Here is a 14,359-nt window from a genome sequence, read left to right as displayed (position 1 = left end):
CAGGACTGATGCCGTTAGTCAGGCGATGCATGAAAGTTGAAGGCGTTGGTTTTCTCACCGCTGCGCGTTTGGTCGCCACCTACCAGCGAGGTGAGTTCAAGAGTGCTGATGCCTTCATCGCTTTTCTGGGAATGGACTTGCGGGTGGCTCAGTCGGGCAAGAAAAAAGAACGCTCGACGCTGACCAAGCGGGGTGATCCAGAGGTCCGTCGTCTGCTGCACAATGCGGCGATGTCAGCAGGCAGGACAACTGCTTGGAAAACATTTTATGAAGACAAGCAGAGCCACGGTTTTAAAAAGACTCAAGTCCTGGTCATGCTGGCCCGCAAGCTGGCTCGGGTGGTCTTTGCCCTGATCAGAAGCGGAGAGGAATATCGTCCAAAAGCCGCTTGAGTCCTTGGCAATTACCATAGAATCTCCCACAGGTGACCGCGATAGCCTGCAATTCCGCGCGGTGGGGCTACGGGTGAGCGGCCCCTGCCGGGGCGCCGGACCGGCCGCAATGGGCCGCAAAGCGGCCCTAAAATCGATTAGCAGTAAAGCCCCGGACCCTGCTAACTATCGTCATGTTCTCTGCGCGACAGCGCGGCGCCAAGGCGGCGGGCGGACTCCCACAAGGGGATCGCAGCGCTGATTTGTCAGTATGCCACTGCCCTAATGTGATAGGTGCGGTGAAGGGCAAGCGAGGGCTGCTCGTCCAGGTATATCCTGATTGCAAGGTGTCGCTGGTTTTACGGCCTCTGGCGAGGCCGATCGCGGCCGGTCCGGCTCCCCGGCAGGGGCCGTTCACGAGAACGGCGGTGTCCTGGCAAATCAGCGCCGCGATCCCCTGTAGGAGCGGCCCCCGTGCCGCGATCGGCCTCGCCAGAGGCCGTAAAATCAGCCCTCACGTCTTCACAGACGTTCTCGAACGATCAGCCACCTGCCTGCCGCTTGCAGCCTACGGCTTGCTACCTTCCCCTTCCCTCAACACCACCACCAACTTGCCCGACACCTGATTCCCCGCCAACTCGGCATAGGCCGCCTCGGCCTCTGCCGCAGGATAGGCCCGCACCAGCTGCGGCTTCACCCGCCCTTCGGCGAACAATGGCCATACCTGTTCGTGCAAGGCCTGCAACAGCTGCGCCTTGAACCCGTCATCACGGTTGCGCAGGGTCGAGCCCGTCAGTTGCACACGCTTGGCCAGGACCTGCGCCAGGTCGAGTTCGGTCGTGCGTCCGCCCATCAAGCCGATGATCACCCAGCGCCCATCACGGGCGAGCAGCTTGAGGTTGAGCGCCGTGTAGCTGGCACCGACCGGATCGAGCACGACGTCGAACGGCCCATGGGCCTCGAGCGCCTGGAGGTCTTCACCGCGCAGCACACCACCTGCGGCGCCTAAATCCTGACAGTAGGCCAGACGTTCGGCCGAGCCCACGCTGACCCAGATCGGGTTGCCAAACGCCTTGCACAACTGGATCGCCGCCGAGCCGACGCCACTGGCCCCGGCGTGTACCAGCACCTTCTCGCCCGCCTTCAGGTCGCCCAGCTGGAACAGGTTGAGCCAGGCGGTGGCATAGACTTCGGGAATCGCAGCGGCCTCCTCGAGCGTGAGGCCTTCGGGCACGGGCAGCACATGACGGGCATCGACCACCACCTCGTCGGCCATGCCACCCCCGGCGAGCAGCGCACACACACGATCGCCCACACGCCAGTCGGCACCAGCGCCGACTTCGGTGATCACCCCTGCGCATTCCAGGCCCAGGTAGGGGCTGGCACCCGGAGGGGGCGGGTAGGCGCCGGCGATCTGCAACAGGTCGGCACGGTTCAACCCGGCCGCCGTCACGCGGATGCGGACCTGGCCTGCGTCGCATTCCGGGGCCTGTACCTCGACCCAGCCCAGTTGCCCCTCAACGCCTTGCAATGCCTTCACAGTGCCTCCATAGTTGACCGATGAATGAGCCTGGGCACGTTTGCACCAGGCTTTTTTTGCAGTATGCGACCGGTCAGATGGAACCGGCCAAAGGAAAAGACGGCCTACTATGCGTGATCAATTGCCCCAGAGTCGAATCAGCATGAAGCACTTTCTGCCCGGCACTGCCCTTGCCATGATGCTCGGCCTCGGCAGCCTGTCGCTCTCCGGCAACGCAACGGCCGCCAACAAATGGGATGGCCTGCAACCTGACCGCGACGAGATCGTCGCCAGTCTGAACGTGGTCGAGCTGCTCAAGCGCCACCACTACAGCAAGCCGCCACTGGACGATGCCCGCTCGGTCATCATCTACGACAGCTACCTCAAGTTGCTCGACCCCTCGCGCAGCTACTTCACCGCGAGCGACATCGCCGAATTCGACAAGTGGAAGACCCAGTTCGACGACTTCCTGAAGAAGGGCGAGCTGCAACCGGGCTTCACCATCTACAAGCGCTACCTCGATCGCGTCAAGGCGCGTCTGGACTTCGCCCTGGCCGAACTCGACAAGGGCGTCGACAAGATCGACTTCACCGCCCACGAGCAACTGCTGGTCGACCGCAAGGACGCGCCCTGGCTGAAGAACACCGCCGAGCTCGACGACCTGTGGCGCAAGCGCGTCAAGGACGAGGTGCTGCGCCAGAAGATCGCCGGCAAGGACCTCAAGCAGATCCAGGAAACCCTGACCAAGCGCTACAAGAACCAGCTGGCGCGTCTGGACCAGACCCGCGCCGAAGACATCTTCCAGGCCTACATCAACACCTTCGCGCAATCCTACGACCCGCACACCAACTACCTGTCGCCGGACAACGCCGAAAACTTCGACATCAACATGAGCCTGTCGCTGGAAGGCATCGGCGCGGTGCTGCAAAGCGACAACGACCAGGTGAAGATCGTTCGCCTGGTGCCGGCAGGCCCTGCGGCCAAGACCAAGCAGGTGTCGCCGGCGGACAAGATCATCGGCGTCGCCCAGGGCGACAAGGAAATGGTCGACGTGGTCGGCTGGCGCCTGGACGAAGTGGTCAAGCTGATTCGCGGGCCCAAGGGCTCGGTGGTACGCCTGGACATCATCCCGGCCAGCAACGCGCCGAACGACCAGACCAGCAAGGTGGTGTCGATCACCCGCGAGGCGGTCAAGCTCGAGGAGCAGGCAGCCAAGAAGTCGATCCTCAACCTCAAGCAGGACGGGCGCGACTACAAGCTGGGCATCATCGAGATCCCGGCCTTCTACCTGGACTTCAAGGCCTACCGTGCCGGGGATCCGGAGTACAAGAGCACGACGCGCGATGTGAAGAAACTGCTCACCGAGCTGCAGAAAGAGAAAGTCGACGGTGTGGTCATCGACCTGCGCAACAACGGCGGCGGCTCGCTCCAGGAAGCGACCGAGCTGACCAGCCTGTTCATCGACAAAGGCCCGACGGTGCTGGTGCGCAACAGCGACGGCCGCGTCGACGTGCTGGAAGACGAACACAAGGGCGCGTTCTACAAGGGCCCGCTGACGCTGCTGGTCAACCGCTTGTCCGCCTCGGCGTCGGAGATCTTCGCAGGCGCCATGCAGGACTACCACCGCGCGCTGATCATCGGTGGCCAGACCTTCGGCAAGGGTACCGTGCAGACCATCCAGCCGCTGAACCATGGCGAACTCAAGCTGACGCTGGCCAAGTTCTACCGGGTTTCCGGGCAGAGCACCCAGCATCAGGGCGTGCTGCCGGACATCGCCTACCCGTCGATCATCGACACCAAGGAGATCGGCGAAAGCGCCCTGCCCCAGGCCATGCCCTGGGACACGATTCGCCCGGTGGTCAAACCGGCGTCGGATCCCTTCAAACCGTACCTGGCGCAGCTCAAGGCACGTCACGAGGCACGCAGCCTGAAGGACCCGGAGTTCGCCTACATCCGTGATCGCCTGGCGCTGACCCAGCAGCTGATGAACGAGAAGACCGTCAGCCTCAACGAGCAAGAGCGCCGTACCCGTCACGACGAGATCGACGCCAAGCAGCTGGCCCTGGAGAACGTGCGTCGCAAGGCCAAGGGCGAAGAGCCGCTCAAGGAGCTGAAGAAGGAAGACGAGGATGCCTTGCCGAGCGAGCCGGAAGACACCAAGCCGGAAGACGACGCCTACCTGTCGGAGACCGGGCGGATCCTGCTGGACTACTTGAGCCTGAGCAAGAGCCGCTGAGCGCCGAGCGCGCGTGCTTGACCCAAGGGGCCGCTTCTGCGGCCCCTTTTTCGTGGGTTCATGGATGCGTGGCGCGTTGACGTACGCGGGGCTCACCGCCCTCGCCGTCTGCGGCACTCGCCTCAGTCAGGTCATCGACCCGTACGGTTCACGGCTCGTCCGGGTAGGCGTGCTCGAACACGCGCACCACTTCCGAGGCATGCCAGGCAGCGGCTTCCAGCCCGTCCGCCGGCCCGGAAAAACGCCCGAGCCGTTCGGCGCACTCGAAGAACCCGGGCCGTGGCAGGCGGCTTGCACCCTGGCTGATCACCAGCGCGCTGCGCAAGGGTTGATCGGCGCGGGCATCGATCAGCGCCAGGTGCTCCAGCGCGGCAGCGAGCGTCTGCATGGCAGGCGTGGGCAGTTGCAGGCGCTCGATCAGTGCGCGGTAGGTCAGCAGGTGACGTTGACGGCGGGCCAGGTCAAGCGCGTCCAGCAGGCTCTGCCAGTGCTGACGGCTGATCCTGACCTGGCTCAAGAGGGATCGCTCCATCCCGGCAGCCCCAGCTCCCAGGCCAGGCTGCGGCGGATGGCGGCATCCGGCTGGCGCTCGCCGGATTCGATCATCGCCAGGTAGGCCGGGCTGATGCCGACGCTGCGCGCCAGTGCTTCACGGGCCAGCCCCTTGGCTTCACGCAGGCGCGGCAGCTCGGTCAGGGGCTGGAGCACCGGCTCGACGGTCTCTGCCGGCGAATCGACCGGTGCGGCGCTGGCGGCCTCTTGTTCGGTGACATGCCCGGCGGCCTTGAGCAAGGCCTGGTAGTGCTCCCAAGGCAACACCGCGTACTGCGGTTTGCCTTCGTGAATGATGACCTGTACATCCATGACGAAAACCCCTTTTCTCCGCGCGCCACGGCGTGTGGCGCTTCGGTACGACTGGGTGACCAGTATATCAGCCCAGGCGAATGCCTTACGGCTGGCCACGCTCCAGGCGCAGCGCTTCGGGCGTATCGGGCAGGCGTTCGACCACGCGCAGCTTCTCGGGCGCCTGCGCATCGCGCCAGGCCTTGAACTTGGCCAGCTCATCGCCCACGGTCTTGATCACCCAGCCCAGCACGGCGATGTCGTCGAGAAAGCCCACGCCCAGCAGCCAGTCGGGGATGGCATCGAGCGGGCTGACGAAATACAGCAGGCCGGCCACGATGGTGATGATGGACTTCCTGCTGACGTCACGGTATTCACCGCGCCACCAGGCCAGGCAGAGCGACTGCATGAGCTTGACGTCATGACGCAGCTGGCCGAGCTTCGGCCCCTTGCGTGCCACGGCGAACAACAGGGCCGGCAGACGGCCACGGCTGAGCAGGCGCTCGGCCAGGGGAAGGAAGCGACTGAAATTCCACGGTGCGTTCATTGAACCTCCAGCAGGAACGGGCAGGTTATCCACATTTACTGTGGATAACCTTGTGAACAGGGGGGCGTTTCCACGGTTTGGACCCTGTACGGCAAGGGCCGCACTCGAATCGGGCGTTTTTTACACACTTGTTTCAGCGCCAGGCAAGGTGCGTGACGGGTCGAGGTCGCTGTGCCGACCCTATGTCCGACCCTGGAAGGTGGCCGGGGTTCGCCCTGACTGTCGGGCGCCTGCCTTGCACGGTAGCGCTCGCCCCTCATGCCCTGCAAGGGCAGCCTGTGAGAGCCGGCTTGTCGGCGATAGCGGACGTGGCTGCACTGCCGTCATCGCCGGCAAGCCGGCTCCCACCGGGTCGATGCAGGTCTTGACGTCGCGCTGCGCTGTATCGCATCGAGCCACACTGGGATGTGCCAGGCGTCGCGGGCTGCGAGAAGGCACGCGCGTGCACGCCTTCGCTCGGATGTCGTGGACCAGGAAACGAAAACGCCCCGTCGAAACGGGGCGTCTTCAGGCAGAGCGCGTCTGGCCGCTTACTGAGCAGGCGTCTCGGCCGGGGCGTCGGCAGGGGCTTCGGCCGGTGCCTGGGTCGGATCGACCGGGGCTTGGCTCTGGTCCTTGATGCCCAGCAGTTCGAGGTCGAACACCAGGACCGAGTTCGCCGGGATCAGCGGGCTCGGGCTCTGGGCGCCGTAGGCCAGTTCGGCCGGGATGAACAGCTTGTACTTCTCACCGACGTGCATCAGCTGCAGGCCTTCGACCCAACCCGGGATCACGCCGCTGACCGGCAGGTCGATCGGGCTGCCGCGCTCGACGGAGCTGTCGAACACCTTGCCATCGATCAGCTTGCCTTCGTAATGCACGGTCACGACATCGGTCGGCTTGGGCTGCGGGCCGTCGGCCTTCTTGATGACCTGGTACTGCAAGCCGGACGCGGTGGTGACCACGCCATCCTTCTTGCCGTTTTCCTCGAGGAACTTCTTGCCGGCAGCGGAGGCTTCTTCGCTGGCCTTGGCCTGACGCTCCTCGGCGCGCTTCTGCAGATCGCTGAAGGCAGCGACCAGCTCTTCGTCCTTCAGGCGCTGGTCTTTCTTGCCGACCGCGTCTTCGATGCCGAGTGCCACGGCCTTGGAATCCAGATCGTCCATGCCTTCCTGCGCCAAGCTCTTGCCCATGTTCAGGCCGATGCCGTAGGAAGCTTTCTGGGAGGGCGTCTTGAGCTCGACGTCGCTGGCCTGCTTGTCGCAGCCGGCGAGAACCAGGCTGACCAAGGCAACCGCGGCCGCCAAACGATGCTGTTTCATGCTAGATCCTTGTTCATGCGCCATAAGGGCAATCAGGGTAAAGCCGCGAGCTTAGCAGGCGGTCATCACCAATGGCTACCGGGATCAGAGCGCCTTTGGACACAGAAGTTCAGCCTTGCACGGCAGGAAAGCGGCCCGCTGCCTTCGCGATCCCGAGGGTCGCAGGACACCCCTGGCGGCCCAGCCCCCAAGCGCACGCTGCTCGCCCCGTGCAGCTTGCAGCGTGTGACGCCTTCACCTACGCCTCGAACGCTGCCTCCAGCGCCTCGTTGATGGTACGCAGCACCTTGACCCTGGCCCAGCGCTTGTCGTTGGCCTCCACTAAGGTCCACGGCGCGATCGTCGTGCTGGTACGGTCGACCATGTCACCCACTGCCTCGGCGTACTGGTCCCACTTCTCACGGTTGCGCCAGTCCTCCTCGGTGATCTTGAAGCGCTTGAACGGCACCGCTTCGCGCGCCTGGAAGCGCTCCAGCTGGGTCTGCTGGTCGATGGACAGCCAGAACTTGACCACCACGACCCCGGCGTTATGCAGTTGCTCTTCGAAGTCGTTGATCTCGCCGTAGGCCCGCTTCCAGTCGCTCGGCGGGCAGAAGCCCTCCACCCGCTCCACCAGCACCCGTCCGTACCAGGAGCGGTCGAAGACGGTGAACTTGCCGCGCGCCGGAATGTGCCGCCAGAACCGCCACAGGTAAGGCTGTGCGCGCTCCTCTTCGGTGGGCACCGCGATCGGCACGATGCGGTACTGGCGCGGGTCCAGCGCGGCCGCCACACGGCGGATGGCACCGCCCTTGCCAGCGGCATCGTTGCCCTCGAACACGGCCACCAGAGCATGCCGGCGCATCTTCTTGTGCCGCAGCAACCCGGACAGCCGCGCCTGTTCGGCGACCAGCTGGCGTTGATAGTCCTCCTTGTCCAGCTGCAGGGTCAGGTCCAGGCTGCTCAGCAGGCTGCGCTGGTCGAGGCTGCGTCTCGGGGAAACACTGTGACTCGCCGAGGCGGGTGGGGTGTCCTTGGCCAATGCGTTCTGCAGGGCTTCGAGGATGATGCGCCCGACCGTCAGGCTGCGGTAGCACGGGTCCACCCCTTCGATGATGTGCCAGGGCGCATAATCGCGGCTGGTACGGCGCAGCACGCGCTCGCCATACCGCACGAAGCGGTCGTAGGTGCGCGACTGCTGCCAGTCCAGCGGGCTGATGCGCCAGCTGTGCAGGGGGTCGTCCGCGAGCGCCTTGAGCCTGGCCTTCATCTGCTGCTTGGACAGGTGGAACCAGAACTTGATGATCAACGCGCCTTCGTCGCAGAGCATCTGCTCCAGCCGCTCGGCGCCCGCGATCGCCTGGTCCAGCACGGCGTTCTTGAAGTCGCCCTGCACACGCCCTTGCAGCATCTGGCTGTACCAGTTGCCAAAGAATACTCCGGTACGCCCCTTGGGCGGCAAGGCGCGCCAGTAGCGCCAGGCCGGCGGACGGGCCAGCTCTTCGTCGGTCTGCTCGTCGAAGGTGCGCACCTCGATCAGGCGCGGGTCCATCCACTCGTTGAGCAGCTTCACCGTCTCGCCCTTGCCGGCGCCTTCGATGCCGTTGATCAGGATGATCAGCGGGAAGCGGGCCCGCGCCTTGAGTTCATACTGCGCCTCGAGCAAGGCTTCGCGCAGGGCCGGCTCTTCGGCGTCGAACACCTCCTTGTCGATGCTGTGGCCGATTTCCGCGGATTCGAACATGTCTGGCTCCTTCGATGGTGGACAGGGCCGACGCCTCGGCCTGGGTCGTTGGCGGTTGGACACGCCAATCGCGTCGGTTGTTAGATCGCCTTGCGTGAATTCAGGCGCGAAGCCCCCTAAAATGATCGCTTCGCTGTCGCCGAGCCGATCATGTCAGACTCTCCCGCTTCCCCCGCCCCGCTCCACGCCCAGATCGACTGGGACGACCAGGGCCTGCCCCATTCGCGTCACTACGATGACGTCTATTTCTCCCGCGAGCAGGGCATCGAGGAAACGCACTACGTGTTTCTCGAGCAGAACCGCCTGCACGAGCGCTTCGCGGCCCTGGCGCCCCACGAATGCCTGACGATCGGTGAGACCGGCTTCGGCACGGGCCTGAATTTCTACTGTGCCTGGCACTGCTTCGCCGAGCATGCCCCGGCCGAGGCACGGCTGCACCTGATCAGTGTGGAGAAGTTTCCGCTCACCCGTGTCGACCTGGAGCGGGCCGCGCGTCTCTGGCCCGGCCTGGCGGCGTTTTCCGAACCGCTGCTGGCAAAGTACGTCGCGGTGCACCCCGGGTTCCAGCAGTTCCGCTTCGACGGCGGGCGCGTCACCCTGACGTTGCTGGTCGGTGATGTGCTCGAGCAGCTGCCGACCCTCGACGCGCGGATCGATGCCTGGTTCCTGGACGGTTTCGCGCCGGCCAAGAACCCGGACATGTGGACGCCTGCGCTGTTCGACCAGATGGCCCGCCTCTCGGCGCCCGGCACCACGCTGGGCACGTTCACCACCACCGGCTGGGTGCGGCGCGCGCTGATGGCCGCCGGCTTCACGTTGCGCAAGGTGCCGGGGCTGGGCAAGAAGTGGGAGATCATGGGCGGAACGTTCACCGGCCCGTTGGCCGACGAGGCGCCGGCCGACCCCGTGGCGCCGTGGTACCGCCGCCCTCCGGTGCCGCAGGGACCGCGCCAGGCGCTGGTGATCGGCGCCGGGCTGGCGGGCAGCGCCACGGCTCGCAGCCTGGCCGACCGAGGCTGGCAGGTCGAGGTGCTGGAGCGCCATCCGAACGTGGCCCAGGAGGCCTCCGGCAACCCGCAGGGTGTGCTGTACCTCAAGCTCTCGGCCCATGGCACGGCGCTGTCCCGGTTGATCCTGGCCGGGTTCGGCTACACCCGACGCTGGCTGACGCACCTGCAGCGTGGGCAGGACTGGGACGCCTGCGGTGTGCTGCAACTGGCGTTCGACCCCCAGGAGGCCGCACGCCAGGCCAAGCTGGCCGACGCCTTCGACCCCAGCCTTCTGGCCACGGTGTCGCGCACGCAGGCCGAGACGATCGCCGGGGTGGCGCTGCCGGCAGGCGGTCTGTTCTACCCTGAAGGTGGCTGGGTGCATCCACCGGCGCTGTGCCAGGCGCAGCTGACGCACCCGCGCATCGAGGTCCGTACGCACCGCGAGGTAGTGCGCCTGGTGCGGGTCGACGGCCTGTGGCAGGCCTGGGACGGGGCGCATCTGCTCGCCAGCGCGCCGGTGGTGGTGCTGGCCGGCGCTGCAGAGGTGCGCCGCTTCGAGGGCTGCACCGAACTGCCGCTCAAGCGCATCCGTGGGCAGATCACCCGGCTGCCGGCCACCGACGCCAGCCAGGTACTGGGCACGGTGCTGTGCGCCCACGGCTATGTAGCGCCACCCCGTGCGGGCGAGCATACCCTCGGCGCGAGCTTCGACTTCCACAGCCAGGACCTCACGCCGACAGCCGGGGAACACCGGGGCAACCTGGACCTGCTGCGTGAGATTTCCGAGGACCTGCACGAACGCCTGACCCAGGACGACCCCTCGCCCGACAGCCTGCAGGGCCGCGCGGCTTTCCGCTGCACCAGCCCCGACTACCTGCCGATCGTGGGCCCGCTGGCCGAGCGGGCTGCGTTCGACGACCGCTACGGCGCCTTGCGCAAGGACGCCCGCCACTGGCCCGACCAGCCCTGCCCCTGGCTCGAAGGCCTGTACGTGAACAGCGGGCACGGTTCCCGGGGTTTGATCACGGCGCCACTGTGTGGGGAACTGGTCGCCGCCTGGGTGACGGGAGAGCCGCTTCCAGTGCCGCGCGACGTCGCGCAGGCCTGCCATCCGAACCGATTCGCCCTGCGGACGCTGATTCGTGGCGAGCGGTCGTCGAACGGTCAATGAAGCACGTGCTGGCCGTTTGTCAGCTCGTGCCGTCAGGCTTCGGATGTATTTGTACAAGATGATAGAAAAAAGCCATTATTCGCCCGACAAAATTTTGTCGTAATGTATCAGCTAGGTAACACTACACTACCTTGCCAACAACAACTAAACGCGGAACTTTCCATATCGTCGGCACATCGCAGTGTGGCACTCGATCAGGAGACCCTTGTCGGGAGGCTCTCCAACAGTGCTTACCGTGTAGTGCCCCCTGGGTGCGGCGGGTGGTCTTGGACAGCCTTTCGATCCAGAACTGTATTGATCCGCCTGCTCGCCAATTTTTTGGCGACTGAAGAACGTCACTTATTCCAGGGAGAAGCAACCCCATGCGTGTCTTGACCCCCATCGCCAGCGCCGTGCTGCTGGCCAGCCTGTGTACGCACGCTCAGGCGATGTCGATCACCGAGGCCATCCAGACCGCGGTCGACCAACATCCGGAGGTCAGCTCCAACCGCAACAATCGCTTGTCCGCCGATGAAGACGTGAAGTTCGCCAAAGGGGGCTTCTACCCTTCGGTCGACCTGGTCGGTGGCTATGGCCGTCAGCGCTCCGACAACGCCAACACGCGCCGTCTCAACACCGACGGCACCACCAGCCGTGGCAAGGAAACGCTCACCTACAACCAGATCGACCTGCGCCTGCGGCAGCTGATCTTCGACGGTTTCGCCACTTCCAACGAAGTCGGCCGCACCGAAGCGGTGGTCGACTCGCGCGCGTACTACACCCAGGCCATCGCCCAGGACGTCGCCTTGCGCGCCATCGAGGTGTATCTGGAAGTCCTGCGTCGCCGTGAAGCGGTGACCCTGGCCAAGAACAACCTGCAGGCGCACCTGCGGGTCAACGACCAGATCGGCCTGCGCAGCGAGCGCGGCGTGGGCAGCACTGCCGACCTGGACCAGTCCCGTGCGCGTCTGGCCCTGGCCCAGACCAACCTGGACACCGCCGAGGTCGACCTGGCCGATGCCGAGGCCAACTTCTTCAGCGCCGTCGGCCGCATGCCCGACGAGCTGGAAACGCCCATCGACATTCAGCCGCAGCTGCCGGCTACCCTGGACGAGGCCCGTCAGGAACTGCAGGAGAACAACCCGTACCTGAAGTCGGCGCAGGCCGACGTCAACGCGGCCGAGAAGCAGTACCAGGTCGCCAGGTCGGGCCTCTACCCACGCCTCGATGCCGTGCTGGCCACCGGCACCAACGACAACCTGGGCGGTCAGCGTGGTACCAACAGCAACGACTGGCAGGCCGGCGTCGAGCTGAACTACAACATCTCCCGCGGTGGCAGCGACCGGGCCCGCATTCAGTCGGACGCCTACAAGGTCAACCAGGCGCTGGACATTCGCAACAACGCCCTGCGTCAGCTCAACGAGAACCTGAGCCTGTCGTGGAACGCCATGAACAACGCGATCAAGCAGTTGCCCAAGGCCCGCGAATACGCCGAGACCACCACCCGTGTGCGCCTGGCCTACCAGGAGCAGTTCGGCATCGGCCAGCGGACCCTGCTCGACGTGCTGGACAGCGAGAACGAGTTGTACACCGCCGCCTTGCGCCTGAACGAAGTCCGCTACACCGGCGAGTACTCCAAGTACCGCGTCCTGGCGACCATGGGCGATCTGCTGAGCAAACAGCGGATCGTGCTGCCGACCGAAGCGGTCGCGCGCAACGAGGTGCGCAACGAGGCCCGGCTGCCCGCCATGCAATAAGGCGGGTGAATCGACCGACTGTACGGTCGATTGCAGCCCTGGCTGTATGGCAAGGCCGGCCTGAGGGCGCGCTAGGCTTTGAAGGTGATCGCGGCGGGACGGGGGCTGACGACAGCGCCCTGCCCGTCGCTCGCTTCCTGTTCGCCGCGTAAAGGATCTACCCTCATGCCCAGTGTCACCCCCGCCTCCCGTCACCTGCTCGCCGACACCTCGCCCTCGGCCCTGGTCGCGGGCTTCATCGCCATGCTCACCGCCTACACCAGTTCGTTGGTGCTGATGTTCCAGGCCGGCCAGGCCGCAGGCTTGAGCAGCGCGCAGATCTCGTCCTGGATCTGGGCGTTGTCGATCGGCATGGCGGTGTGCAGCGTCGGGTTGTCGCTGCGCTACCGCATGCCCATCACCGTGGCCTGGTCGACCCCCGGCGCGGCGCTGCTGATCACCAGCCTGGGCGGTATCGCCTACAGCGAGGCGATCGGCGCTTACATCGTCTGCGCCCTGCTGGTGCTGGTGTGCGGGCTGACCGGCAGTTTCGAGCGGCTGGTGCGGCGCATTCCAGCGTCGCTGGCGTCTGCCCTGCTGGCCGGGATCCTGTTCAAGATCGGCAGCGAGCTGTTCGTGGCGGCCGAGCATCGCACCCTGCTGGTACTGGGCATGTTCTTCAGCTACCTGCTGGTCAAGCGGCTATCGCCGCGCTACTGCGTGCTGGCGGCGCTGGTGGTCGGGACCGCCTTGTCCGGCGCGCTCGGCCTGCTCGACTTCAGTGGCTTCACGCTGGAGCTGGCCCAGCCGGTGTGGACCACACCGACCTTCTCCCTGGCCGCGACGATCAGCATTGCCCTGCCGCTGTTCGTGGTGGCGATGACCTCCCAGAACATGCCAGGCATGGCGGTGCTGCGCGCCGATGGCTACACGGTACCAGCGTCGCCGTTGATCAGCGCCACCGGCCTGATGTCGCTGCTGATCGCGCCGTTCGGCGCCCATGGGGTCAACCTGGCGGCCATCAGCGCGGCGATCTGCACCGGGCCGCATGCCCATGAAGATCCGTCCAGGCGGTATGTCGCGGCGGTCTGGTGCGGGCTGCTGTACGCCGTGGCCGGCGTGTTCGGCGCGACACTGGCGGCCTTGTTCGCGGCGCTGCCCAAGGAGCTGGTGCTGTCGATCGCCGCCCTGGCGCTGTTCGGTTCAATCATGAATGGGCTGAGCGTGGCCATGGCCGAGGCCCGCGAGCGTGAGGCGGCGCTGATTACCTTCATGGTCACGGCTTCGGGGCTGACGTTGTTCTCGGTGGGGTCGGCGTTCTGGGGGATCGTCGCGGGGTTGATCGCGCAGGCGATTCTGACGGGGCGCAGGGGGTGAGTGGCGAGGGCATTGGGTGAGGATTTTTGAAAAGGTCAGGATCCTCTGTTGATGCTGTGTATGTTGGGGCCCATCGCGGCACAGGGGCCGCTCCTACACCCGTAGCTTCACCGCGCGGAATTGCAGGTTATTGCGGTCACCTGTGGGAGATTCTATGGTAATTGCCAAGGACTCAAGCGGCTTTTGGACGATATTCCTCTCCGCTTCTGATCAGGGCAAAGACCACCCGAGCCAGCTTACGGGCCAGCATGACCAGGACTTGAGTCTTTTTAAAACCGCAGCTTTGCTTGTCCTCGTAAAACGTTTTCCAGGCAGTTGTCCTGCCTGCTGACATCGCCGCATTGTGCAGCAAACGACGGACCTCTGGATCACCCCGCTTGGTCAGCGTCGAGCGTTCTTTTTTCTTGCCCGACTGAGCCACCCGCAAGTCCATTCCTAGAAAAGCGATGAAGGCATCAGCACTCTTGAACTCACCTCGCTGGTAGGTGGCGACCAAACGCGCAGCGGTGAGAAAACCAACGCCTTCAACTTTCATGCATCGCCTGACTAACGGCATCAGTCCTG

12 protein-coding genes are annotated in these 14,359 nt (G+C 65.1%); 5 read left to right on the top strand and 7 right to left on the bottom strand.

All coding sequences use genetic code 11. The features are described 5' to 3' along the window. On the top strand, positions 1 to 392 hold a 392-nt coding region (locus G7Z99_RS19320), incomplete at its 5' end, for a transposase (protein WP_181096697.1). Positions 393 to 939: 547 nt separating this feature from the next. Here G7Z99_RS19320 and G7Z99_RS19315 read toward each other — a convergent pair. Next, the gene (locus G7Z99_RS19315) at positions 940 to 1,911 is read right to left on the bottom strand and encodes an NAD(P)H-quinone oxidoreductase (protein WP_181096695.1); all 972 of its coding nucleotides are present in this window, start codon (positions 1,909 to 1,911) and stop codon (positions 940 to 942) included. Between the two features lie 142 nt (positions 1,912 to 2,053). On the opposite strand from G7Z99_RS19315, the gene G7Z99_RS19310 reads away from it, so the two are divergent. Further along, on the top strand, positions 2,054 to 4,126 hold the full coding sequence (locus G7Z99_RS19310; RefSeq protein WP_181096693.1) for a carboxy terminal-processing peptidase: 2,073 nt from the start codon (positions 2,054 to 2,056) through the stop codon (positions 4,124 to 4,126). A gap of 148 nt (positions 4,127 to 4,274) precedes the next feature. Here the strand turns inward: G7Z99_RS19310 and G7Z99_RS19305 are convergent, their stop codons facing one another. The 5 genes from G7Z99_RS19305 to pap form a co-directional block, all read right to left on the bottom strand. Beyond that, positions 4,275 to 4,643, bottom strand: a complete 369-nt coding sequence (locus G7Z99_RS19305) for a hypothetical protein (protein ID WP_181096691.1) — start codon at positions 4,641 to 4,643, stop codon at positions 4,275 to 4,277. Then, a complete protein-coding gene (locus tag G7Z99_RS19300) occupies positions 4,640 to 4,990 on the bottom strand; it encodes a helix-turn-helix domain-containing protein (protein ID WP_181096689.1) in 351 nt (116 codons plus the stop codon). Before G7Z99_RS19300 ends, G7Z99_RS19305 begins: the two co-directional genes overlap by 4 nt. 85 nt (positions 4,991 to 5,075) lie before the next feature. Beyond that, positions 5,076 to 5,516, bottom strand: a complete 441-nt coding sequence (locus tag G7Z99_RS19295; RefSeq protein ID WP_181096687.1) for a YkvA family protein — start codon at positions 5,514 to 5,516, stop codon at positions 5,076 to 5,078. A 530-nt stretch (positions 5,517 to 6,046) separates the two neighbouring features. After that, positions 6,047 to 6,817 carry an FKBP-type peptidyl-prolyl cis-trans isomerase gene (locus G7Z99_RS19290; protein WP_181096685.1) on the bottom strand — a complete coding sequence of 257 codons (771 nt, stop codon included), beginning with the start codon at positions 6,815 to 6,817 and terminating at the stop codon, positions 6,047 to 6,049. 238 nt (positions 6,818 to 7,055) lie between these two features. Beyond that, positions 7,056 to 8,540 (bottom strand): polyphosphate:AMP phosphotransferase, encoded by a 1,485-nt coding sequence (pap, locus tag G7Z99_RS19285; RefSeq protein WP_181096683.1) that lies wholly within the window; start codon positions 8,538 to 8,540, stop codon positions 7,056 to 7,058. Between the two features lie 150 nt (positions 8,541 to 8,690). Here pap and mnmC point away from each other — a divergent pair, with 150 nt between their 5' ends. From mnmC to G7Z99_RS19270, 3 genes are all read left to right on the top strand, one after another. Continuing rightward, entirely contained in the window at positions 8,691 to 10,703 is a 2,013-nt protein-coding gene (gene mnmC, locus G7Z99_RS19280) for a bifunctional tRNA (5-methylaminomethyl-2-thiouridine)(34)-methyltransferase MnmD/FAD-dependent 5-carboxymethylaminomethyl-2-thiouridine(34) oxidoreductase MnmC (RefSeq protein WP_181096681.1), read from the top strand. 362 nt (positions 10,704 to 11,065) lie between these two features. Further along, positions 11,066 to 12,439 carry a TolC family outer membrane protein gene (locus tag G7Z99_RS19275; RefSeq protein ID WP_181096679.1) on the top strand — a complete coding sequence of 458 codons (1,374 nt, stop codon included), beginning with the start codon at positions 11,066 to 11,068 and terminating at the stop codon, positions 12,437 to 12,439. Positions 12,440 to 12,604: 165 nt separating this feature from the next. Then, positions 12,605 to 13,795, top strand: coding sequence for a benzoate/H(+) symporter BenE family transporter (locus tag G7Z99_RS19270; protein WP_181096677.1), 1,191 nt, complete (start codon positions 12,605 to 12,607; stop codon positions 13,793 to 13,795). A gap of 172 nt (positions 13,796 to 13,967) precedes the next feature. On the opposite strand, the gene G7Z99_RS19265 is transcribed toward G7Z99_RS19270, so the two are convergent. Further along, the coding region (locus G7Z99_RS19265; RefSeq protein WP_181096675.1) for a transposase at positions 13,968 to 14,359 on the bottom strand (392 nt) is incomplete at its 5' end.

It is taken from the genome of Pseudomonas entomophila, from assembly GCF_013523165.1.
Lineage (GTDB): Bacteria > Pseudomonadota > Gammaproteobacteria > Pseudomonadales > Pseudomonadaceae > Aquipseudomonas > Aquipseudomonas entomophila_A.
Note: the sequence above shows the minus strand (reverse complement) of the source record. Positions and strands in the feature narration are given on the sequence as shown.

Coding starts and splice junctions, on each gene's coding strand:
- G7Z99_RS19310 (WP_181096693.1), top strand. CDS start 2,054: ATGAAGCACTTTCTGCCCGGCACTGCCCTTGCCATGATGCTCGGCCTC.
- G7Z99_RS19300 (WP_181096689.1), bottom strand. CDS start 4,990: ATGGATGTACAGGTCATCATTCACGAAGGCAAACCGCAGTACGCGGTG.
- G7Z99_RS19295 (WP_181096687.1), bottom strand. CDS start 5,516: ATGAACGCACCGTGGAATTTCAGTCGCTTCCTTCCCCTGGCCGAGCGC.
- G7Z99_RS19290 (WP_181096685.1), bottom strand. CDS start 6,817: ATGAAACAGCATCGTTTGGCGGCCGCGGTTGCCTTGGTCAGCCTGGTT.
- pap (WP_181096683.1), bottom strand. CDS start 8,540: ATGTTCGAATCCGCGGAAATCGGCCACAGCATCGACAAGGAGGTGTTC.
- mnmC (WP_181096681.1), top strand. CDS start 8,691: ATGTCAGACTCTCCCGCTTCCCCCGCCCCGCTCCACGCCCAGATCGAC.
- G7Z99_RS19275 (WP_181096679.1), top strand. CDS start 11,066: ATGCGTGTCTTGACCCCCATCGCCAGCGCCGTGCTGCTGGCCAGCCTG.
- G7Z99_RS19270 (WP_181096677.1), top strand. CDS start 12,605: ATGCCCAGTGTCACCCCCGCCTCCCGTCACCTGCTCGCCGACACCTCG.